We start from the raw sequence: 20,692 nt of genomic DNA, 5'->3' as shown, positions 1-20,692 counted from the left end.
TTGGGCGTTGCGTCGTTTCGGAGCGCCGCATAGGGTCCGGCGCGCAACAACATAAGGATAGCCCATCTATGTCGATCATCCTTCACCATCTCGAATATTCCCGCTCAACCCGGATCATCTGGCTGCTTGAGGAAATGAAGACCGATTATGAGATGGTGCGCCATGCGCGCAATCCGCAAACCTTCCGCTCGCCCGAGGAACTGGCCGCAGTGCATCCGCTGGCCAAGGCGCCGACGGTGATTGTCGATGGCGTGACCATGGTCGAATCGGGGGCGATCATCGAATATCTGATCGAACGTTTCGGCAATGGCCAATTCGCCCCGGCACCCGGCAGCGAAGGGCGCGCACGCTATCTCGAATGGATGCACTTTGCCGAGGGCACGATGAGCATGCCGGTGATATTGACCGCGCTGGCGCCACGCTTTGGCGGCTTGGGCGAGACGTTGACGCCCTTTATCACGACCGAGGTGGTCAAGCTGCTTGGCTATGCCAATGATGCGGTCGATGGCCGCGATTTCCTGATCGGCGATGATCTGACCGGCGCCGATATCAACCTTTGCTACCTGCTTGAGGTAGCAACGGCGGCGAAGCTGATGCCCGCTTATCCCGAATTGCAGCGCTATCTCGCCGCGATGCGGGCGCGCCCTGCCTATGGAAAATCGCTCGAACTTGGCGGGCCGATTGTGTTTTCGCCTGCCTGACCCGCAGGCGGCGCAATGCGCATTTTCACCCTTTTGCTCCTGGCGTTGATCGCCTTTGCAGGCAATTCGCTGCTAAACCGCGCGGCGCTGGCCGATGGGGCTATAGGCTGGGCTGATTTTACCATCATCCGGCTGTTCTCCGGTGCACTGTTCCTTGTCGTTCTGGTCGCCATCCGCAATGGCGCCATCGCCTTTCCGAAGCAGTTCAGCCTTGCGGCATGGATGATGCCGGCCATGCTGTTTGCCTATGCCGCGCTGTTTTCCTGGGCCTATCTCGGCCTGACAGCGGCCACCGGCGCGCTGATCCTGTTCGGCTGTGTGCAGATGACGATGCAGGGCATCGGCCTTGCCCGGGGCAGCTATCCCAGCGCCTTGCAGCTCATGGGGACGGCGCTGGCCTTTGCCGGACTGGTGTGGCTATTGCTGCCCGGCGTTGCGGCGCCGCCACTTCTGCCAGGGCTGGCCATGGCCGGGGCGGGCATTGCATGGGGCATTTATAGCTGGCTCGGGCGCGGTGTGGCCGATCCAGTACAGACAACCGCCGCGAATTTTTCCGGTTCGCTGGTCTTCTGCCTCTTGCTGGTAGCACTGGCCGGCCTTTCCGGGCCGGTGACGCTGCCCGGCATCATGCTGGCAGTAGCTTCCGGAGCGATTACCTCGGGTCTGGGCTATGTACTATGGTATGCCGTGCTGCCGCGGCTCAGCGTGACAAATGCTGCCGTGGCGCAGCTCTCGGTCCCTGCCATCGCCGCAATGGGTGGCATTGTCCTGCTCGGTGAAGCGCTGACCGCGCGTGTGGCCATTGGCGGCGCGATCATATTGGCCGGGATCGGCCTGACGATCATGCGCAGGCCATAGAGGTTGTGACTGGCTATGCTGCAATTGTGTATTGCTCAAATACCACACCCTTGCTATAGTCTTACTCGGAGTGCAGCGCGGTGCCAATGATGCAGCGTGCGGGGAATGGGAGAAAGATAATGGCCGAAAAAGAAAAAAGTGCTGATGGTTTCAAGTTCAACCAGCCGACAATTGTCGCGCTGCTCTATCTCGGATCATTTCTGACCGGAGTGTCGGGTCTGGTCGGCGTGGTACTGGCCTTTGTCTGGCGCGGTGAGGGCGGCAGCGGCTGGGAGACCAGTCATTATACCTTCCACATCTACACCTTCGTCATCGGGCTTGTAGCGAGCCTTATCGCCTTTGTGCTGCTGTTCGTGTTTATCGGTGCGCTTCTTTACCCGCTGATCGCAATATGGGTCATCGTCCGCACCGTAGTGGCGATGCTGGCGGCGCAGAAGGAAGAGCCGATCAAAAACCCGAAGACGATGTTTCTCTGATAATTCAGAATATTACACGCCCTGCAATATAGGCAGGCCATAGAAAATTGCTGACTCCGTATCCTTGGCTGGGTACGGAGTTTTTCTTGTTTCAGGAGTTGCTATGCGTTTGTCCCTGTCCCTTTTTGCGCCTGTTCTGGCTGTGAGCATCGGCTGTTCCACGGTCTCTACAGCTGAACAGAAGCCGGCTGTCGCGCCGATATTGACCAGTGAACAGGCCCGTGATGAACTTACCTTTGCCAGGCCGCTGGAAGCGCGTGTCACCCATGTTGACCTTGACCTGACGCTGGATTTTGATGCCAGGCGTGTCGAGGGCAGTGCTACGCTGGACATTGTCGCTGCACCCGAAGCCAGTGAGATCATCCTCGATTCCAAAGGCCTGCTGGTCGAAAGCGTAACCGATCCGCAAGGCAATGCGCTTGATTATACCATCGGCGAGGACATGGGGACGATCGGCGCGCCTTTTACCATCCGTTTTAATCGGGATAGCGGCGCAGCGCCGCAGAAAATCACTATCACCTATGCCAGCGGCCCCGATGCGGTGGCGCTGCAGTGGTTGTCGCCGGAACAGACTGCCGGTGGTGAAAAGCCGTTCATGTTCAGCCAGGGGCAGGCGATCCTCAACCGCAGCTGGATCCCGACACAGGACAGCCCAGGCATCCGCCAGAGCTGGGAAGCGACGATCACCGCGCCTGAGGACCTCAACGTCGTGATGAGCGGAATCCTGCAGGGCGAGGCGGAACCGGCGGGTGAGGGGATACACCGCTTTGCCTTCACCATGGACAAGACCGTGCCGCCTTATCTTATCGCCATTGCGGCGGGCGATATTGCTTTTGCCGAACTGGGGCCACGCTCGGGCGTTTGGGCCGAGCCGTCAATGCTGGAAACCGCCAAGGCAGAGCTGGTTGATACCGAGGCAATGATCGACGCGGCCGAGGCGATTTATGGCCCCTATCGCTGGGGCCGTTATGACATGATCGTACTGCCGCCCAGCTTCCCCTATGGCGGCATGGAAAACCCGGTGATGACTTTTTTGACGCCGACCTTTATCGCCGGGGACCGCAGCAATACCGGGCTGGTCGCGCATGAGCTGGCGCATAGCTGGTCGGGCAATCTGGTGACCTATGCCAGCTGGAGCGATGGCTGGCTGAATGAAGGCGTGACCTCCTATTTTGAGAGCCGCATCAGCGAGTCCGTGTTCGGCAAAAAGCGCGCCGAACAGGAATATGCGTTGAGCTATGGCTCGCTGGTGGCAATGGTCGAGGAGCGCGGCGCGGACAACCCTGCCACCGCCATGCGCACGCCCGATAATATCACGCCGTTCGAAACCGCTGGTGAAGCGATTTATGACAAGGGCACGGTGTTCCTGCGTACAGTGGAACAGATTGTCGGGCGCGAGAAGTTCGATGCATGGATGCGCGGCTGGTTTGATCGCCATGCGTTTCAGCCTGCGACGTCGGAGATGTGGCTGGCAGAAATCCGCGAGGGCCTGATCAAGGGCGATGCCGAGCTGGAAGCAAAGCTGATGCTCGATGAATGGGTTTACGGCACCGGCATCCCCGGCAATGCCGTCAAGCCCGATCCGGCCGCCTTTGCCGCCGTTGATAGCGCGGCCAGGATCTATGTCGAGAGCCGCACATTGCCGGTTGAAACATGGACCGGCTGGAGCGGTGCCGAACAGATGCGCTTTATGCGCAAACTGCCTGCAAAACTGAGCGCTGCTGAACTGACCATGCTGGATGATGCGCTGCGCGTCTCAAGGACCGGCAATAACGAAGTGCTGTTCCTGTGGCTGGAGGCGGCGCTGCGCAACCAGTATCAGCCAGCCGTGCCGCAGGCCGAAGCCTTCCTCACCCGCATAGGCCGCAACAAATTTGTTGCGCCGCTATACAAGGCGCTGAGCCAACAGGGCGAATGGGGCATGGCCATTGCCAAACCGCTATACGCACGAACACGCGCGGGCTATCATTCCTATACACGCAGTCAGGTTGACCCGCTTGTGGGTTGGGAGGGGTAAAGAACAGCTATGAAAAATCTGAAGACTATTTTGAAATCGCTTCCAGTCTGGGGTTTCGCTTCGTTCGCAGCTGCGACTGCTATGGCCTCCGAACCGATAATGGTCAATTCAACCGAAGAAGCCGCATTGTTGGACGGTCGCTGTGGTGGTGATGAATGGGATGCTGCGACAGAAATTTCTCTGTCTAGCGACGTGTCTCTTCTTCTGATGCATGACCAAAATTCATTATATATCTGCGGCAAAGCAAAAGATGGCGAGCCCACGGCCATGGATTTGTATGTTGAGAATACAGATACTGGCAAACTCCACCGCATTCACCTCTCCGCGCAGATGGGAGAGAGTATTTATGACGGCAGCGAGTGGATTGACTTGGGAGCGTGGGAACTTGAAGATTATGCTGGGTTCTGGACACCCTTTTTCGGCTTTCAGGAAAATGAGAATGGCGGGCGTCCAAGATTCTATCGTGGCTCGCACAAACAGGTCCAAATCTTGCACAAGAAGTTTCCCGGTAATAGCTGGAGAATGAAGTACAATCTTGCAGTAGGGAGAGAAGGCCGCTGGGTGGAACACCACTTTCCAGAAGATTCAGTAGATAGCGATACGTCAACTTGGACGGATTTTGTATTTTCAAAGTGAGATTAAAGCCCCTCTCCTTTAGGGGAGGGGAGATAACTTAAATCTCCGCGCGAGATCATCGACGGCTTGGTCCTACTGATCCTTACACATTGCATCCCCATCCGCCATCGCCGCGCGCAGCCGGGAGGCCTTTTCTTCATAACCAGCGCGGGTGAATGTGCCGGTCTGGGTGGTTGAAGCCTTGGCGGCGCTTTCATAGGCGGTGATGGCGGATTCGCACCGGCCCGCTGCCTCATAAGCCTGCGCCAGCAAATTAAGGTTGGCGTGATAGCCAGGATAGCCTTGGACGAGATATTCAAACACGGTTGCCGCCTCATCCGCACGTTCCGCCTGAAGTAGCGCTATTCCATAATTCTGATAAATCGCTTCGCGCTGTCGGGCAGCCGTGCCATAGCGCGCGCGGATATTGACCTCATGGGCGATAAAGTCATCTATGTCGAAGCCGGTGTCTGCCATGGTGAATTGCAAATCTTCAAAAACATAGCGCAGACCCTGATAATGGCCGGGCAGGCGGATAGACATATGATCCTCGCCTGCAATTTCTTCATGGCGCCACACAAGGCCTTCTGGCTTTGCAGTTTCCAGCGTTTCGACAAAACGCCCCAATTCCTGACGCATGCCATCGCCGTCTTGCTCGCCTATACCGAAATAGATTTTTGCCGCTGGCTGCGGGTTGGCGGAGAAATATACCTTGGCCCGGGCATTCATCTCTTCGCCACCCCACCAAAGGGCGGGTGATAGAATGATATAGGCGTCAAAAAGGCCCGGGCGTTCCATTAAGGCATAGGCGCCGAACAGGCCGCCAAAGGAATGGCCTTCCAATATGCGGTGGTCGCTGGTTTGGTATTCTTGTTCAATCGACGGAATCAGCTCTGTCTCAAGAAAGGCCAGAAAACTGGCAGCGCCGCCGCTATTGGCATCGCCTTCTACAGCGGAAGGCGTGTAATCGCGCGCGCGATTGGTACTGACTATGCCGACAAAGATCATTTTCGGCACGAAGCCCAGCGAGCTGAGCGTGTCGATTGTCGCTATGGCGTGCGTCATATTTTGACGGCCATCGAGCATGTACAAGACAGGATAATCGGCATCGCTGTCTTCGTAACCATCGGGCAATGAAACGATAACGGGTCGATCCTCATTGAGGATATCAGAACGCACTGCGATCTCGCTTGCTGATACAACCGGCTCTTGTGCCGACAGATTTGGCGCAAGCATAAGCGTCAGAACGGAGGCGACGAAAGCAACGACTCCAGGTGCAATCTTCATGCGAATTTCCTTTGCCGGCTTCCAACAAAATGATCGTTAGAGCAGTACCGACTACAAGTGTAGTCGGTACTGCTCTCTAGTCAGCTGTTCCAGTGGTGTAAAGGGGTTTTGCGAACCAGGGAGAGATGCTTTTATCTCTGTGCCTTCGTGTTCCTGCGCGAGATTATGAGAGGCTCAAACCTGTCAATCGGCCACAGCGTCCGGTTCAAGCTGCGCCGATGGCCGTACTTTCGCCGTACCTTCCTCACGTTGGCGCTTGAGTTCCTTTTTGAGCTTGGCCGGATCTTCGGCGAAAACGAAACCAAAGCTGACACCGCCTTCCTTGCCGATGGTGGCGTGGTGCAGCTTGTGCGCCTGAACCAGCCGCTTGGCATAGCCACGCTTGGGCACCCAGCGGAAATAGCGCTGGTGCACCAGCCCGTCATGGATCAGCGTGTAGATGCCGCCATAAATAGTGACGCCCACGGCAATCCACCAGAATATCTCGGCGACAAAAACCCCCATGGCAAACAGGCTCATCGCCGTAACCGAGCCGACCACGGCGAACAGGTCGTTCTTCTCGAGGATATTGTCATGCGGCTCATGATGGTCGCGGTGCCAGGCCCAGCCCCAGCCATGCATGATATATTTGTGGCTCCACCAGGCGACAAACTCCATGAAGATGACGGTGGCTATGACTATCGCAAGGATGACCCAGATATTCATAATCGCTTTGCTGTCCTCTGTCGCTGAACTGTAGCGGTTAGCCTTCGCTTCCTACATAATGATTTGCTGGACAATATCCATATCACACTTTGCCTTGGCGTATGAACTATCTAAGACGTGGCTATGGACGAGAACAGGCAACCAAAAACGCTGTATGAAAAGATCTGGGATGCGCATGTCGTGTCGACACGCGATGACGGCACCGCGCTGATCTATATCGACCGGCATCTGGTGCACGAGGTGACCAGCCCGCAGGCATTTGAGGCGCTGCGCCAGGCTGGCCGACCGGTACGCCGCCCCGATCTGACATTGGCTGTGCCCGATCACAACCTGCCGACCACGGCGCGGCTGGCGGCCGATGGTTCGCGCCTGCCGATCGCCGATCCTCAGAGCGCAGCCCAGCTGGCAGCGCTGGAGAATAATGTTGCTGCGTTCGGCATTCCCTATTTCGGTGCGACCCATCGCAATCAGGGGATTGTCCATGTCGTCGGACCGGAACAGGGCTTCACCCTGCCAGGCACAACGCTGGTCTGCGGTGACAGCCATACTTCGGCGCATGGTGCATTGGGGGCGCTGGCTTTCGGCATTGGCACCAGCGAGGTCGAGCATGTGTTGGCGACGCAGACGCTATTGCTGCGCAAATCGCTGGCGATGGAGGTGCGGGTCGAGGGCGAGGTGCCGCTGGGCGTCACGCCCAAGGACCTGATCCTGCATATCATCGGCACCATCGGCACCAGCGGCGCTACCGGTCATGTCATTGAATATCGTGGGTCTGCGGTGGAGCGCATGTCGATTGAGGGTCGGCTGACCATGGCCAATATGTCGATCGAGGCGGGCGCGCGCGCTGGTCTGATCGCGCCCGATCAGACCACCTTCGCCTATCTCAAGGGACGGCCCATGGCACCCGGGAGCGAGCAATGGGACGCGGCCTGTGGCTATTGGCGGACCCTGAGAAGCGATGACGGTGCGCTATTCGACAAGAGTATCACCATTAATGCTGCTGTGGTCGAGCCCAGCGTCACCTGGGGGACCAGCCCTGAAGATGTGGTCGGCATTTCCGGTCATGTCCCCGATCCGGCGAGTTTTGGTGATGCCGGCAAGCGCGCTGCTGCGGCCAAGTCGCTCGCCTATATGGGGCTGGAGCCGGGCACGGCGATGACCGATATCGCCATCGACCATGTGTTTATCGGCAGCTGTACCAACAGCCGGATCGAAGATCTGCGTGCCGCCGCTGCGGTGATCGGTGACAGGAAGAAATCGGATCAGGTCAAAACTGCGCTGATCGTGCCGGGGTCGGGTCTGGTCAAGCACCAGGCCGAGGCAGAAGGTCTCGACATGGTGTTCAAAAATGCCGGTTTCGAATGGCGTGAGCCGGGCTGCTCGGCCTGTCTCGGCATGAACCCCGACAAGGTGCCCGCAGGCGAACGCTGCGCCTCGACCAGCAACCGTAATTTCGAGGGAAGGCAGGGACCGGGCGCGCGGACACATCTGCTGTCTCCGGCCATGGCAGCCGCAGCGGCGATAACCGGCAGATTGATCGATGTCAGGCGACTTGCCTAATGCTGCGGGGGCAATGCATTTGCGGTGCTGTCACCATAGAGCTGAAAGCAAGGCCGACACATATCAACAATTGTAACTGTTCGCTGTGTTTACGCAGCGGTGCGCTTTGGGGTTATTTTGCGCCGCAAGATGTCATCATCACCGGAGAAACACGCGAATTCATCCGCAATGACATCGGCGTTCCCGCGCTCATATCGCATTTTTGTGGCCATTGTGGCAATGTTACCCACTGGACGTCACTCAAGGGGTTCCCGCAGGACCGGATGGGTGTAAATATGCGTTTGATGGAAGCAGCTGCATCAGCGGGTGTTACGATCAAATACCCTGATGGCGCGAGTTGGGATGACGTCTCTGAATTGGGATATCGCAGACCTGACGTGATTGTTCCAGAAACCGGGTTGGCTGGACTGTGCTGCTGCTGATTACAGATTATGTTGAAGAGTGATGACCATGACTGACAATGACAATGAAAAGGGCCCTGATAACAAGGAAGGCTGGTCCACCGGTGCCATGGTAGGCGCTGCGGTTGGATCGGCGGCGCTGATGGCGGCTTTGCTCTATGCCGGCAACAGCGCCTTGCGGCGCAAGGCCGGGGCCAAGGCCGATGCGAAAAAGGGTGATGAGATGCCGCCACCGCCCGAGGGCGAACAATATGAGAGCGACTGAGCGGTGACGCCGGTCAAGCGCGTATCGGGCCGCGCCTATCCCTGGGGCGCGGTCAATATCGATACCGACATCATCATTCCGGCCAAATGGCTCAAAACCATCAGCCGCGATGGGCTGGGGCAAGGTGCGTTCGAGAGCGTACGGGCACATTCGGGCAATGTCTTTGACGATCCGGCAAATCAGGGCGCTTCGATATTGATCGCGGGTGACAATTTCGGCTGTGGCTCGAGCCGTGAACATGCCGTTTGGGCGATGCGTGACATGGGAATCACAGCGGTAATCGCCCCAGGATTTTCCGATATTTTCTCGGGCAATGCGTTCAAGAACGGACTGGTCACGGTGGTTCTGCCACAGGATCAGATCGACCGGCTGCTCGAGGTTGCCCAGACCAATGAAATTACCATCGATCTCGAAACCGAGACGGTTACCACGCCGTTTCAGGACCGCTTTGCCTTCAGCCTCGATCCGTTCCGCAAGCACTGCCTGATCAACGGTCTCGACGAAGTCGCGTTGACGCTGGCCGATGCCGATGCAATCGATGCGCATGAACGCCGCCAAGCCGAGTCCACGCCCTGGCTTGTGCCGCAATAACCCAATTCCTACAGAACTTTATTCAGAACCATTCAGGAGAAGATGATGCGCGCGCTTTTGTCGAAACAGGTTGGAGGTCCCGATACGCTGGAGATGACCGAGGTCGATGATCCGACACCCGGTGCCGGCGAGTTGCTGGTTTCGGTCAAGGCCTGTTCGATCAACTTTCCCGATGCGCTGATTATCCAGGATCTTTATCAGCTGCGCCCGCCGCGGCCATTCGCGCCGGGCAGCGAGATTGCCGGTGTGGTCGAGGCGGTGGGCGAGGGCGTCACCGATTTTGCTGTCGGTGATAGGGTGATTGCCGGCACCGGCTTTGGCGGACTGGTGGAAAAAATCACCGTCGCCGCTGCGGGCGTTTATCGCCTGCCTGATGCTTTCTCCTTTGAACAGGGTGCGTCGCTGCTGATGACCTATGGCACATCGATCCATGCACTCAAGGATCGTGGCCATATCAAACAGGGTGATACGCTGCTGGTGCTTGGCGCCGCCGGGGGTGTTGGCCTCGCCGCAGTGGAGCTGGGCAAGGCCTATGGCGCCCGCGTCGTCGCTGCGGTCTCGAGCGAGGCCAAGGCTGAAGCCGCCAAGACAAGCGGTGCCGATGAAGCGGTAATCTACGACCGCCAGCCATTCGATAAGGCGCAGTCCAAGGAACTTAGCCAGAAATTCAAGGAAGCGGTTGGTCCCAATGGCGCCGACGTCATCTATGATGCGGTGGGCGGTGACTATAGCGAGCCGGCGCTGCGTTCGATCGGCTGGGAAGGGCGTTTCCTTGTTGTCGGCTTCCCTGCCGGCATTGCCAAATTGCCGCTCAATCTGACGCTGCTCAAAAGCTGTGATGTCTGTGGCGTGTTCTGGGGCGCCTTTGCCGCACGCGAGCCGCAGCGCAACGGCGCCAATATCGCGGAGCTGTTCGATCTGTGGGGCGCAGGCAAGATTAGTCCGAAGATATCCGAGACCTTTGGCTTCGAGGATGCGCCCAAGGCGATTGCCAAGCTGGCCAATCGTGAAGCCATCGGCAAGCTGGTCGTGACAATGTAAGCAGCGCTTGCGTGACTCGCCGGTGCGGCTTAGTGCTGGTGAGAAATATTCGCCACAGGATTGTCAGGACGGAACATATGACCACTTTCAAGGATCGCGAAAAGGCATTTGAAAACAAGATGGCGCACGACGAGGATGTGGAATTCCGCATCACCGCACGGCGCAACCGGCTGCTCGGCCAATGGGCTGCGGCGAAAATGTCGCTGACGCCGGAAGAAACCGATGCCTATGCCAAATCGGTGGTCCAGGCCGATTTCGAGGAGGCCGGCGATGAGGATGTAATCCGCAAGCTGCTTGGCGACCTGACTTCGGCCGGTGTCGATATCGATGATGCCGGTGTCCGTGCGGCACTCGATGAACAGATGATCGAGGCTCGGCGCCAGTTCACCGAAGAGAATAGCTGAGGATTAGCCAGCCATGCCGATGCAGGCCGAGGATATAGAGAAAATGATCCGCGAGGCGATCCCCGATGCCGAGGTGACGATCACCGACCTTGCCGGCGATGGCGACCATTATGCGGCGCATGTAGTGTCGGAGAGCTTTCGCGGAATCAGCCGGGTCAACCAGCACAAGGCGGTCTATGCCGCACTGGGCGGGCGCATGGGCGGCGTGCTTCATGCCTTGCAACTGACGACTGCGGTACCCACTTCCTGACCATAACCCCCAATGCAAGGAACAATCCCATGACCGATGCCACCCAAGAAAAAATCGGGAAAACGGTTTCCGAAAATGATGTCGTCCTGTTCATGAAGGGCACTCCGCTTTTCCCGCAATGCGGCTTCTCCAGCCGCGCGGTCGCCATTCTCGACCGCCTTGGTGTTGCCTATGAGAGCGTCGATGTGTTGCAGGACATGGAAGTGCGCCAGGGGATCAAGACCTATTCCGACTGGCCGACCATCCCCCAGCTCTACGTCAAGGGCGAGTTTGTCGGCGGTTCGGACATTATGATGGAGATGTTCGAGGCTGGCGAGCTGGAAACCATGATGGAAGAAAAGCAGGTCGCCAAGGCGGAGTCCTGACCACAGACCTCATCCGAGGATAGAAGACACAGAAAAGCCGCACCTTTTTGTCGGGAAAGGTGCGGCTTTTCTTTTTGCGGGTCCAGGCCTGACGGGTGGTGGCCTGTCCCTTGGGAAAGGGTCGGGGAGGCGGTCTGCTAGAGACCAGAAAAGCAGACCGCCCTCCAAGTGAACCAGTAGGAACGCTGTAAACTATGCAGGGGCCGTGCCAGTTTCGGCGGGCACATAAGAAACAGCGATTTAGATGGTTATCGCGCCGGTAACACTTTCCGGCATGTAAAAAATGCTGACATGAGCGGCAAATCAGGTCGGCAAAGCGGCAAAAAATCCTGCCGGATTTTGCCGATTGCCGGTTTTACTTGCATGGCGACTATGGCTCCGCCATCTCATCGGCCATGGATGACATGCCCAGTACCGATCCACTGACCGGCAAGCCGCTGATAGCCGCAACGCCCGCTGCCACCATCATTGTTGCTGCCGACCAGCCAGAGGGGCCGCCCAAATTGCTGATGGTTGAACGTTCGGGCAAAATGGCCTTTGCCGCAGGCGCGGTGGTGTTCCCTGGTGGCCGCGTCGACAGTGGCGATTATGTGCTGGCGCGCCGGTTTCTCGGTCGCTCCGCTGATAATGCGAATGAAGACGAGGCGCTGGCGGATATGGCCGGGCGCATTGCCGCGATCCGCGAAACCATCGAGGAGGCGCGCTATCCAGTGGCAATAGCGACAGTGCCTCAAGCGGAGGCAATTGCCGCGATCCGTGCTGAGGCTTCGGGAGACAGCCATTTCGATGCTGTGGTCGACCGCTTCGGGTTGCAGCTCGAGCCGCAGAGCCTGACCTATTTTGCCCGCTGGCGACCGCCTTTTAACGAGAAGCGCGTATTCGACACGCGCTTCTATATCGCGCGGGCGACATTGCCCGAGGAACAGGCGGTGGTTGACGATACCGAGAACCGCAAATTGTTCTGGGCGACGGCGCAGCAGGTGCTCGACCGCGCCGAACAGGGCGAAATCAAGCTGATCTTCCCGACGCGGCGCAATCTGGAAAAGCTGGCCCTGTGTAACAGCCATGCCGCGCTGGTGGCGCATGCCGAAGCGTATCCGCCGCAGCTTGTCACTCCATTTATTGAAGAGCGAACCGGCGAACCGCATCTGTGCGTGCCCGATGGTCTGGGCTATCCGGTGACTTCGGAACCGATCAGCGGCGCAATGCGGGGTTAGACCATATCAGGCCGAACAGCTCGCGCCACCCAGGACGCAGAAGCGGGCGCAATGCGGATGGTTGAGCTTTACCGAGCGTGACGCCTGTTTCAGCGTCTGGCCCATGTCGAAGGCTGCATCATAGGGCAGCAGCGTGCAGGCGGCGACGGTTGGTTTCTCGTTACCCTTGTGTTTCACCACCATGCGGCTGGTGGCGCACATGATCGAGGCAGGGTCGACGCTGAGAATATCCCAGCATCGGGTGGTGATCTCGGCGATATCAGCGCCCGCATCCATCTCGGGAAACTGCACAAACTGGTTGGGGTCATCGAGGTCGACAGGCAGCGCTTCAGTGACGAACAGCCCGGCAAAGCCGGCGCGCCCCTGTTCTTCGTTCTCGCTGGCCAGTCGCCGTCCGGCAATAGCGATTCGAAAGCCATTTTGCGCCAGCCATTTGAGGCCATCCATGGCCTTGTGCCAGCTATTGGCGCCACGCTCTGCCTCATGCACTGCCTGGCTGTAATGGTCGAGGCTTATGCGCAGCGTCAACCGGTTGCCATAGCGTGCTTTCAGCTCGAGCAGTGCCGTTTCGTGCCGCCGCATCGGCCGCATTGCATTGGTCAGTACCAGCACGTGAAAGCCACGCTCAAGGCAACTGGTCAGGATCGGCATGATGTCTGGGTTCATGAACGGCTCGCCTCCGGTAAAGGCGATTTCGCGCGTCGGCAGCGCCTCATCACGGATCTCGTCAAGATAGACGAGCACCTCGTCATGGCGGATATAGACCAGCGCGTCGTTGGTCGGGCTGCTCTCTATATAGCAGGAGGCACAGGCAAGGTTGCACAGCGTCCCGGTATTGATCCACAGCGTTTCCAGCGCCCGCATATCGACCGAGGCGCGTTTCTCGCCCCCGGCGGTGACATCAGGGTTCTGGAACTTGGCTGGATCAAGTGGCTGCTTTTCGGGCAGCGCAAACGGGCTGTCTTCTGGTTTTGGCTGGCTGGCGATAGGTCTGTGCCCCGATACTGCGGCGAGAGGAATTTACAATCTAGCCGCACATTCCGGGACTGTCATCAGCGTAATTGCCTTTGCCCTATGGGCAGTCTGAGCAGCGGATTGTTCGGATCGGGGCGCTCGCCGGTCCATGCGATTTCCGGATCAGCCAGATAATAGCTGCCCTTGAGTTCATAGACATTGCGATAGCCATAGCCATAAAGGTTGATAAAGGTCGGGATATTGAGCGCCAGAGTTGCTTTCTTACCAACAACCGGGAAGGCATTGTCGCGAAAATTATTGTTGCAGTAGATCAGGATCTGGCGATCCTGGTCATCGCCGATTACTTTGCGCAGTTTCTCATCGGTAAAGTCGGAAAAAGGCAGGTTGACAGCGCCTTTTACGTGCCCGGCAGCAAAGGCTGCGGCAGAACGGGTGTCGAGGATCAGTACATCTTCCGTCGCAGCCCGCCGGTTGAATTCTTCCAGACTCACAAGACGCTGCTGGCGATAGGCAAAGACTTTATCGGTAAGCTCAGCAAAGCCCTGATAATCCACCTGAGCTTCGGTTTGGGGCGCAGCTGGCGTCTCCTGTGCAGCAAGGGTGCTCGGTATGGCAAGGGCAACTACGGCAATGGTGATAACAGCGCGCATGATATTCTCCTGCAAGCGAAGACAGACAGTGCGCTGTTGCGACTGAACTATCTGTGAATTGTCCACCACCTGGGCTTCGCAAGGAACCGCGCCAGCCTCTGGCGTATCTGTTCAATGCCCCGGCCTCGGTACGCGTTGTCCTGCTCTATGCTACAGTCTAAAACCTTTCCCGTGCGAAAAAATTCAGGAGTGCCCAGTTGATGAAGCTCAGGAAATCGATCAGCAGGTTTCGGATGATATCGGGTATATTATTCGTGCTGGTCGTAATCATCTATTTGCTGAACGCATCATGGCTGGCCCCGCGACCCCTTGGTCAGGCCACTCTCATGGCCCATCGCGGTATCCACCAGCTTTATGATCGTGCAGGTATCGACAATGATACCTGCACGGCGACGAGAATGCTTCCTTCTACCAATCCCTATCTGGAAAACACGATACCCTCCATTGAGGCCAGCTTTGCCGCAGGTGCCGACATATTGGAGATCGACATCCACCCGACAACGGATGGCGATTTTGCGGTATTTCACGACTGGGAAGTCGATTGCCGTACCGAAGGACGCGGCGTTACACGCGAGCAGTCAATGGCTTATCTGAAAACTCTCGATATCGGCTGGGGATACACTGCAGACGCCGGTAACACCTATCCTTTTCGCGGCAAGGGGAAGGGCATGATGCCATCTCTGGCCGAAGTTCTCGAGGCATTCCCGGAGAGGAGATTTCTCATCAACTTCAAGAGCCGCTGGATAAAGGAAGCGGACCATTTGCTTGCCTATCTGCAGCGCCATGAAATCGATATTGATGACCGGATTGCCGTATATGGAGGGGACCGGCCGGTCGAGCGCTGGAAAGAGATACATCCTTCCGGTTTTGCCTTCACCAAGGCTGACATGAAGCGCTGCACCTTTGCCTATGCAAAATTTGGATGGAGCACGATCGTTCCGGAAGCCTGCAAGAATAGCGTTATCGGTGTGCCGATACATTTCCGACACCTCGTCTGGGGTTGGCCCAACCGGTTTCTGCTGCGCATGCAAGAGGCTGGAACAACCGTAATCATTCTTGGTGAGGTGGAGAATGAAAACGGGGCGCCGGGTATTACAAATCCGGAGGATTTGACGGGAATCCCGAATGGATTTGACGGCTGGATCTGGACTGACGCGATAGAGACTATCGGTCCGGCCTGGCAAGCGCGCTAAGGTCTCACCGCCGCAGTTTTGCGAGGAACCGCGCCCAGCCTTTGGTCCATTTGTTGAACACCTTGGCCTCGTCCGAAGCAAAGGCCGCTGCCTTGCTGTGCTCGGCGCGGTTGGGATAGGGCACGATCAAACTGGCCATGCCGAAGGTGTTGGACTTGCCGGTGATCGCCATCGACCAGGGCAGCAGCATGTCGCCGGCATGAGCCCCGACGATGGTGGCACCAAGCACCTTGCCGCCCTTTTTGACGATTTTGACAAAGCCGGTGGTTTCAAGCTCGGTGACGGCACGGTCATTATGCGAGAAATCCTCGCGCCACACGGTGATTGTGTCGCCATGTTGCTCGCGCGCCTGTTTCTCGGTCATGCCGACCTGTGCCAGTTCCGGGTCGACATAAGTGACCCAGGGCAGGGCCTTGTAATCGGCCTTGCTCGGCAGCCCGAAGCCGACTTCGAGCACGACATTGGAGCCTTCATAGCCGGAAACATGAGTGAAATGCGGCCCCGGACGGCAGTCGCCAATGGCATAGATATGCTTCTGGCTGGAGCGGCGACGGGCATCGACAGTGATACCCGCCCTGTCATAGGCAACCCCGGCGACTTCGAGGTTGAGACCATCGAAATTGACTTCACGGCCGGTGGCGATCAGCAAATGGCTGCCGCTGAGCTCCTCGCCGCTATCGGTGGTGAGGATGATGGTATCGCCTTCCATCCGCACCTCGTTGGCGCGGGCATTTTCGTTGATGACAATGCCTTCCTCGCGCAGCCGGGCGATGACGATTTCGGCGGCCTCGTCATCATCTTTGGGGAAGGGGCGTCCGACAGTAGCGACGGTGACTTCACTGCCGAGGCGGCGGAAGCTCTGCGCCATCTCCATACCGATAGGTCCGCCACCGAGCACGATCAGATGCCTGGGCAGTTCGGTGAGACCCCAGATATTCTCATTGGTCATGAACGGCACATCATTGATGCCGTCAATCGGCGGCACAAAGGCGCGGCTGCCGGTGGCGATGACGATGCGCGGTGCGCTGATCTCGCGCGTCCCGCCGGCATTAAGCGCCACGGTCAGCGATTTTGGCCCGGTAAAGCTGGCATTGCCGCGAATAACATCGACGCCCATTTCCTCGAACCGTTCCTGGCTGTCTTCCGGCGCGATGGTGGCGATGGCGGCATGGATATGGTCATGCACCGCCTGGAAATCGACCCTGGGCTCGACATTGTCGATGCCGAATTTCTTCGCCGTGCGCATATCCTGTGCCCGGTGCGCGGCAGCGATAATGGCTTTGGACGGTACGCAGCCGGTGTTGAGGCAGTCGCCGCCCATCTCGCTGCGCTCGACCAGTGCTGCATTGAGCCCCAGCATGGCGCAGCCACCCGCAGCGGTGAGCCCGGCCGAGCCTGCGCCCAGCACGATGATGTCATGTGTGTATGTCATGGCAGTTGTTTCGCCTTGGGAATGAGAGAGGTTACAGTCACTTGGCGCGGGCCAATAAAAATAATCCGGTTGCCCGATGCCGATGGAGACGGGCATGTAGCATTGTCGAGGGCCAGGGGCGAATCACAAAGGGCACATCATGAATATCGAAAACAGCCGAGAATATTATGGCCAGGTGCTGGGCGGGTCGGATGATCTCAAAACCGATGCCTGTGTTACCGCCGAACGTCCGCCCCGGGCGGTGATCGAGGCACTGGCCAATGTCCATGATGATGTCAAAGCGCGCTATTATGGTTGCGGCCTGATCGCGCCGCAGGCGGTCGAGGGCGCGCGCATTCTCGATCTTGGCTCGGGATCTGGACAGGACGCCTATATTCTGGCCCAGCTTGTCGGCGAGCAGGGCGCGGTGGTCGGCGTCGATACCACACCGGAACAGCTTGCCGTCGCCGATGCGCACATTGACTGGCATGCCGAGCGTTTCGGCTATGCCCGGCCCAATACCCGCTTTATCGAAGGCGATATCGAGAGGCTGGATCGGCTCGATCTGGAACCGGGCAGCTTCGATGTCATCGTTTCCAACTGCGTCATCAATCTGGTCGCCGACAAGGGCAAGGTGTTCCGCGATGCCTTTGAGCTGCTCAAGCCCGGCGGCGAGATGTATTTCTCCGATGTCTATTCGGAACGGCGGGTGCCGCAGCACCTGCTCGATGATCCGGTGCTGCACGGCGAATGCCTGTCGGGCGCGCTCTACTGGGGTGATTTCCTCGATCTGGCCCGGAAAGCCGGCTTTGCCGATCCAAGGCTGGTCAAGGACCGGCCGCTGGGCATTGGCGATCCTGCAGTGGCTGCGAAGCTCGACGGCATCAACTTCTACTCGGCCACCTATCGTCTGTTTCGGCTCGACGGGCTGGAGCCGGAATGCGAGGATTATGGCCAGGCGGTGATCTATAAGGGCAGTGTTGCCGGCGAGGAGCGGCTATTTGCGCTCGACAAGCACCATATGATTGAGCGCGGCCGCGTTTTTCCGGTGTGCGGCAATAGTTGGAAGATGCTGGCCGATACGCGCTTTGCGCCGCATTTCGACTTTATCGGCGATTTCTCGACCCATTATGGCGTGTTTGAAGGATGCGGCACCGGGCTGCCTTTCGCCATGCCCAGCGGTGATGGCGAGCTGGTAGCCGCGGCCTGCTGCTAGAGCTTTTGCCGGGCATGACGATGCGCATTCTTCTTACCGGTGCAACAGGCCTGGTCGGCGGCGCAATGGCGGGAGCGCTGCTCGACAGCAGCCATGCTGTCTGCGCGGTGATCAGGGGTGAGGGCCGTCATGTGCTCGATATGGATGGTCGCAACCGTATTGCCGAAGTCGAGACGGTGCAGGGCGACATTGCGGCCACGCATTTCGGCCTTGCAAAGCTTCCGGCGGATGTCGACCTGATCGTGCATTGTGCCGCGACCACTGATTTCACCGCCAGCGACGCGGTTTATGATGCGGTCAATGTGGGTGGGGCAAAAAATGCGGTGACGCTGGCGCGGCATCTCGGCGTTCCCTTACTGCATGTCTCCACCGCCTATGTCTGCGGCCGCGCCGACGGTGCGGTACCCGAAGAACCGGCCGATCCGTCACGCATATTCACCAATGGCTATGAGCGTTCCAAAGCAGTCGCCGAGAGCTATGTCATGACTGGGCGTGCAGCCGGGCTTGTCGCCGCCATTGCCCGGCCGAGCATCATTGTCGGGCGGCTCTCCGATGGCGCTATTCCGCGCCAGGATGATTTTTATCACCTGTTTCGACTGTTCGGCTCGCCACTGCTGGCTCGGGTCCCGGCAATTGATGGCGCGGCCTTTGCCATTGTGCCGATCGACCATGTCATTGCCGGCTTGATGGCGATGGTGCACGACATGGCGGCCTTTGATGGCGATGCAGTGCATCTGGTCGCCGATCATGCCTTTCCGCTGGCTGACATGCTGGAGATTGTCGGCGAATATCCGCGCGCCCGTCCGGCCGAGATTGTCCATCCCGAAAGCTATGATCCTGCCAAGCTCGACCGGCGCAGTCTTATGGTGCATCGCAAGGTCGGGGCGCAGTTTTTCGATTATTTTGCCCGGGTGCCACGCTTTGAAAGCCGCATCATGGCCCAGAGAGCGGGACTCGCCGCGCCGCATATCGACAAGCCCGCTCTGCGTCGCATGGTCGAACATTGCCATGAAACCGGGTTTCTCGACTGGAAATAGGGATCGTTCAGGTTACCGGATATCAGGATAGAGATCGTCCAGCTTCTTGCGCACGCCAAAGCTCCACATGATCCCGATTTTGAGATAGCGGTAATTGGCCTTGAGCGGCCCCCAATGGGCGATGCGCCGGTCCGATGTGATGACCGGCTTGCGTGTCATCTTCAGCTTTCCACGTGTCGCCATGCCGATGCACAGATCCGCCTCTTCCATGATGGTGGCGTCGCTGGGTACGCCGCCAATGGCAAGAAAGTCATCGCGGCGGAAGAACATGGCATGATCACCGAAGAGCAGCCGCACTCCGCGCACAAACAGATGCGGATGGGTGACGATGGGATACCAGGTCTTGATCCAGTTGTGCAGCGTTGTGCCCCATCGGGTCTTCCTGCCACGAATAATCGGCAGGAAGGTGGCGAGCGCGATTTTCGGGTCGCCAAGGGTCTGGCGCACATGGGCGATGGCATCGACGGGCAAGATACTGTCGGCATGGAGGATCAGGATGATCGGGCTCTCTGCCTCGGTAACGCCATGATTGATCTGCGGCCCGCGCCCCTTTTGCGGCGCGATAATGGCGCGGAAACCGGCCTGTTTTGCCAGTTCCATGGTTGCATCACTGCTGCCGCCATCGACCAGCAGCACCTCATCGGGCGCGGGGTCGAGCGTGGCGATATTGGCGATGGTCGCGGGCAGCGACTGTTCCTCCTGCCAGGTCGGGATCAGCAGCGTGACATGTTGCTGGGTGTCGGCGGTCATTGCGCGATGCTTCCTGTCAGTTCAGGCCAGCGTTCCAGATCCTCGGGGCGGTCGCAATCGGCGAGCATCGGCAGCAATAGCGGCTCTATGCCCATGGCTTTGAGCCGCGCCAATGTCGTCGGCAGTACCTGATCGGTACTCCACGGCATATTGGTGAAAAGTTCGGGCAGCGGGCGCGTCATGCCGATGAGATAATAGCCGCCATCCTCGGCCGGGCCGATGACTACCTCATGGCTGTGCAGCGCGGCGACCGCCTGCTGCACAATCTCGCCGGTGAGATCGGGTGTATCGGCGCCGAAAAAAATCTGCGGACCATAGCCCAGTGCGGCGAGCAGCCGGTCGGTGAGATCACCTTCGGGCTGTGCGGCATGTTCGGGCGCATCGCCGAGCCATTGGCGGAAAGCGGCCTCGTCATTTCCTGCATAATGCACAGTCACCGGCTGGCCGCTGCCAATCAGCGTCGCGCAGGTCCGATGCGCCAGCTGTCGGTGCAGCGCCGCTGCCCCTGCTTCACCCAGCGCCGGGATCAGGCGTGTCTTGGCATAGCCGGGTACCGGATATTTGGCGAACAGCCGCAGCATGACGGAAGCACTATCGGGCATGGCATCAAGCCATAGGCTGGATTGCCGAGGAAACAAGGCCAATCAAACAAAGGTTGCATTCATGTCATGTGCTGATCATGGTGCCCGCCCTGTTCGCCGCTAAGG

Annotated in this window: 24 protein-coding genes; 17 read left to right on the top strand and 7 right to left on the bottom strand. The window is 58.4% G+C overall.

Annotated elements, in window-relative coordinates; genetic code table 11:
• Nucleotides 1-68: 68 nt before the first annotated feature.
• The 5 genes from AAFX04_09540 to AAFX04_09520 all read left to right on the top strand — a co-directional run bounded on the left by AAFX04_09540 (nt 69) and on the right by AAFX04_09520 (nt 4,688).
• Nucleotides 69-701 (top strand): glutathione S-transferase family protein, encoded by a 633-nt coding sequence (locus AAFX04_09540; protein MEO1045669.1) that lies wholly within the window; start codon nt 69-71, stop codon nt 699-701.
• A 15-nt stretch (nt 702-716) separates the two neighbouring features.
• The gene (locus AAFX04_09535; protein MEO1045668.1) at nt 717-1,559 is read left to right on the top strand and encodes a DMT family transporter; all 843 of its coding nucleotides are present in this window, start codon (nt 717-719) and stop codon (nt 1,557-1,559) included.
• Nucleotides 1,560-1,678: 119 nt separating this feature from the next.
• On the top strand, nt 1,679-2,035 hold the full coding sequence (locus AAFX04_09530; protein ID MEO1045667.1) for a hypothetical protein: 357 nt from the start codon (nt 1,679-1,681) through the stop codon (nt 2,033-2,035).
• A 103-nt stretch (nt 2,036-2,138) separates the two neighbouring features.
• Entirely contained in the window at nt 2,139-4,052 is a 1,914-nt protein-coding gene (locus AAFX04_09525; GenBank protein ID MEO1045666.1) for a M1 family metallopeptidase, read from the top strand.
• A gap of 9 nt (nt 4,053-4,061) precedes the next feature.
• Complete coding sequence (locus AAFX04_09520) at nt 4,062-4,688, top strand: hypothetical protein (protein ID MEO1045665.1); 627 nt, start codon at nt 4,062-4,064, stop codon at nt 4,686-4,688.
• A 72-nt stretch (nt 4,689-4,760) separates the two neighbouring features.
• On the opposite strand, the gene AAFX04_09515 is transcribed toward AAFX04_09520, so the two are convergent.
• Entirely contained in the window at nt 4,761-5,954 is a 1,194-nt protein-coding gene (locus AAFX04_09515; protein MEO1045664.1) for an alpha/beta hydrolase-fold protein, read from the bottom strand.
• 183 nt (nt 5,955-6,137) lie between these two features.
• Nucleotides 6,138-6,659 carry a sterol desaturase family protein gene (locus tag AAFX04_09510; GenBank protein ID MEO1045663.1) on the bottom strand — a complete coding sequence of 174 codons (522 nt, stop codon included), beginning with the start codon at nt 6,657-6,659 and terminating at the stop codon, nt 6,138-6,140.
• Nucleotides 6,660-6,782: 123 nt separating this feature from the next.
• On the opposite strand from AAFX04_09510, the gene leuC reads away from it, so the two are divergent.
• From leuC to AAFX04_09465, 9 genes are all read left to right on the top strand, one after another.
• The gene (gene leuC, locus AAFX04_09505; protein MEO1045662.1) at nt 6,783-8,219 is read left to right on the top strand and encodes a 3-isopropylmalate dehydratase large subunit; all 1,437 of its coding nucleotides are present in this window, start codon (nt 6,783-6,785) and stop codon (nt 8,217-8,219) included.
• Nucleotides 8,219-8,641 (top strand): aldehyde-activating protein, encoded by a 423-nt coding sequence (locus AAFX04_09500; protein MEO1045661.1) that lies wholly within the window; start codon nt 8,219-8,221, stop codon nt 8,639-8,641. Before leuC ends, AAFX04_09500 begins: the two co-directional genes overlap by 1 nt.
• A 28-nt stretch (nt 8,642-8,669) precedes the next feature.
• Entirely contained in the window at nt 8,670-8,885 is a 216-nt protein-coding gene (locus tag AAFX04_09495; protein ID MEO1045660.1) for a hypothetical protein, read from the top strand.
• A 3-nt stretch (nt 8,886-8,888) separates the two neighbouring features.
• Nucleotides 8,889-9,476, top strand: coding sequence for a 3-isopropylmalate dehydratase small subunit (leuD, locus tag AAFX04_09490; protein ID MEO1045659.1), 588 nt, complete (start codon nt 8,889-8,891; stop codon nt 9,474-9,476).
• Nucleotides 9,477-9,521: 45 nt separating this feature from the next.
• Entirely contained in the window at nt 9,522-10,517 is a 996-nt protein-coding gene (locus AAFX04_09485; GenBank protein MEO1045658.1) for an NADPH:quinone oxidoreductase family protein, read from the top strand.
• 77 nt (nt 10,518-10,594) lie between these two features.
• Nucleotides 10,595-10,921, top strand: a complete 327-nt coding sequence (locus AAFX04_09480) for a DUF1476 domain-containing protein (protein ID MEO1045657.1) — start codon at nt 10,595-10,597, stop codon at nt 10,919-10,921.
• 13 nt (nt 10,922-10,934) lie between these two features.
• A complete protein-coding gene (locus AAFX04_09475; GenBank protein ID MEO1045656.1) occupies nt 10,935-11,171 on the top strand; it encodes a BolA family transcriptional regulator in 237 nt (78 codons plus the stop codon).
• 29 nt (nt 11,172-11,200) lie between these two features.
• Nucleotides 11,201-11,536: a Grx4 family monothiol glutaredoxin gene (gene grxD, locus AAFX04_09470; protein MEO1045655.1), complete on the top strand. Its 336-nt coding sequence runs from the start codon at nt 11,201-11,203 to the stop codon at nt 11,534-11,536.
• A gap of 395 nt (nt 11,537-11,931) precedes the next feature.
• Complete coding sequence (locus AAFX04_09465) at nt 11,932-12,753, top strand: NUDIX hydrolase (protein MEO1045654.1); 822 nt, start codon at nt 11,932-11,934, stop codon at nt 12,751-12,753.
• 6 nt (nt 12,754-12,759) lie between these two features.
• Here AAFX04_09465 and AAFX04_09460 read toward each other — a convergent pair whose 3' ends face one another.
• Complete coding sequence (locus AAFX04_09460; protein ID MEO1045653.1) at nt 12,760-13,617, bottom strand: radical SAM protein; 858 nt, start codon at nt 13,615-13,617, stop codon at nt 12,760-12,762.
• Nucleotides 13,618-13,805: 188 nt separating this feature from the next.
• Entirely contained in the window at nt 13,806-14,378 is a 573-nt protein-coding gene (locus tag AAFX04_09455; protein ID MEO1045652.1) for a rhodanese-like domain-containing protein, read from the bottom strand.
• A gap of 200 nt (nt 14,379-14,578) precedes the next feature.
• On the opposite strand from AAFX04_09455, the gene AAFX04_09450 reads away from it, so the two are divergent.
• Entirely contained in the window at nt 14,579-15,571 is a 993-nt protein-coding gene (locus tag AAFX04_09450) for a glycerophosphodiester phosphodiesterase family protein (GenBank protein MEO1045651.1), read from the top strand.
• A 4-nt stretch (nt 15,572-15,575) separates the two neighbouring features.
• On the opposite strand, the gene AAFX04_09445 is transcribed toward AAFX04_09450, so the two are convergent.
• Nucleotides 15,576-17,003 (bottom strand): FAD-dependent oxidoreductase, encoded by a 1,428-nt coding sequence (locus AAFX04_09445; protein ID MEO1045650.1) that lies wholly within the window; start codon nt 17,001-17,003, stop codon nt 15,576-15,578.
• Nucleotides 17,004-17,142: 139 nt separating this feature from the next.
• Between AAFX04_09445 and AAFX04_09440 the strand changes: the two genes are divergently transcribed.
• Together AAFX04_09440 and AAFX04_09435 are read left to right on the top strand one after the other, a co-directional pair.
• On the top strand, nt 17,143-18,198 hold the full coding sequence (locus tag AAFX04_09440) for a methyltransferase domain-containing protein (GenBank protein MEO1045649.1): 1,056 nt from the start codon (nt 17,143-17,145) through the stop codon (nt 18,196-18,198).
• Between the two features lie 20 nt (nt 18,199-18,218).
• Entirely contained in the window at nt 18,219-19,235 is a 1,017-nt protein-coding gene (locus AAFX04_09435; protein ID MEO1045648.1) for an SDR family oxidoreductase, read from the top strand.
• A gap of 12 nt (nt 19,236-19,247) precedes the next feature.
• Here the strand turns inward: AAFX04_09435 and AAFX04_09430 are convergent, their stop codons facing one another.
• Nucleotides 19,248-19,985, bottom strand: coding sequence for a glycosyltransferase (locus AAFX04_09430; protein MEO1045647.1), 738 nt, complete (start codon nt 19,983-19,985; stop codon nt 19,248-19,250).
• A complete protein-coding gene (locus tag AAFX04_09425) occupies nt 19,982-20,587 on the bottom strand; it encodes a TIGR04282 family arsenosugar biosynthesis glycosyltransferase (protein ID MEO1045646.1) in 606 nt (201 codons plus the stop codon). Before AAFX04_09425 ends, AAFX04_09430 begins: the two co-directional genes overlap by 4 nt.
• Nucleotides 20,588-20,692 lie beyond the last annotated feature (105 nt).

The organism is Pseudomonadota bacterium (assembly GCA_039818985.1).
In the GTDB taxonomy this organism is placed as follows: domain Bacteria; phylum Pseudomonadota; class Alphaproteobacteria; order Sphingomonadales; family Sphingomonadaceae; genus Alterisphingorhabdus.
Note: the sequence above shows the minus strand (reverse complement) of the source record. Positions and strands in the feature narration are given on the sequence as shown.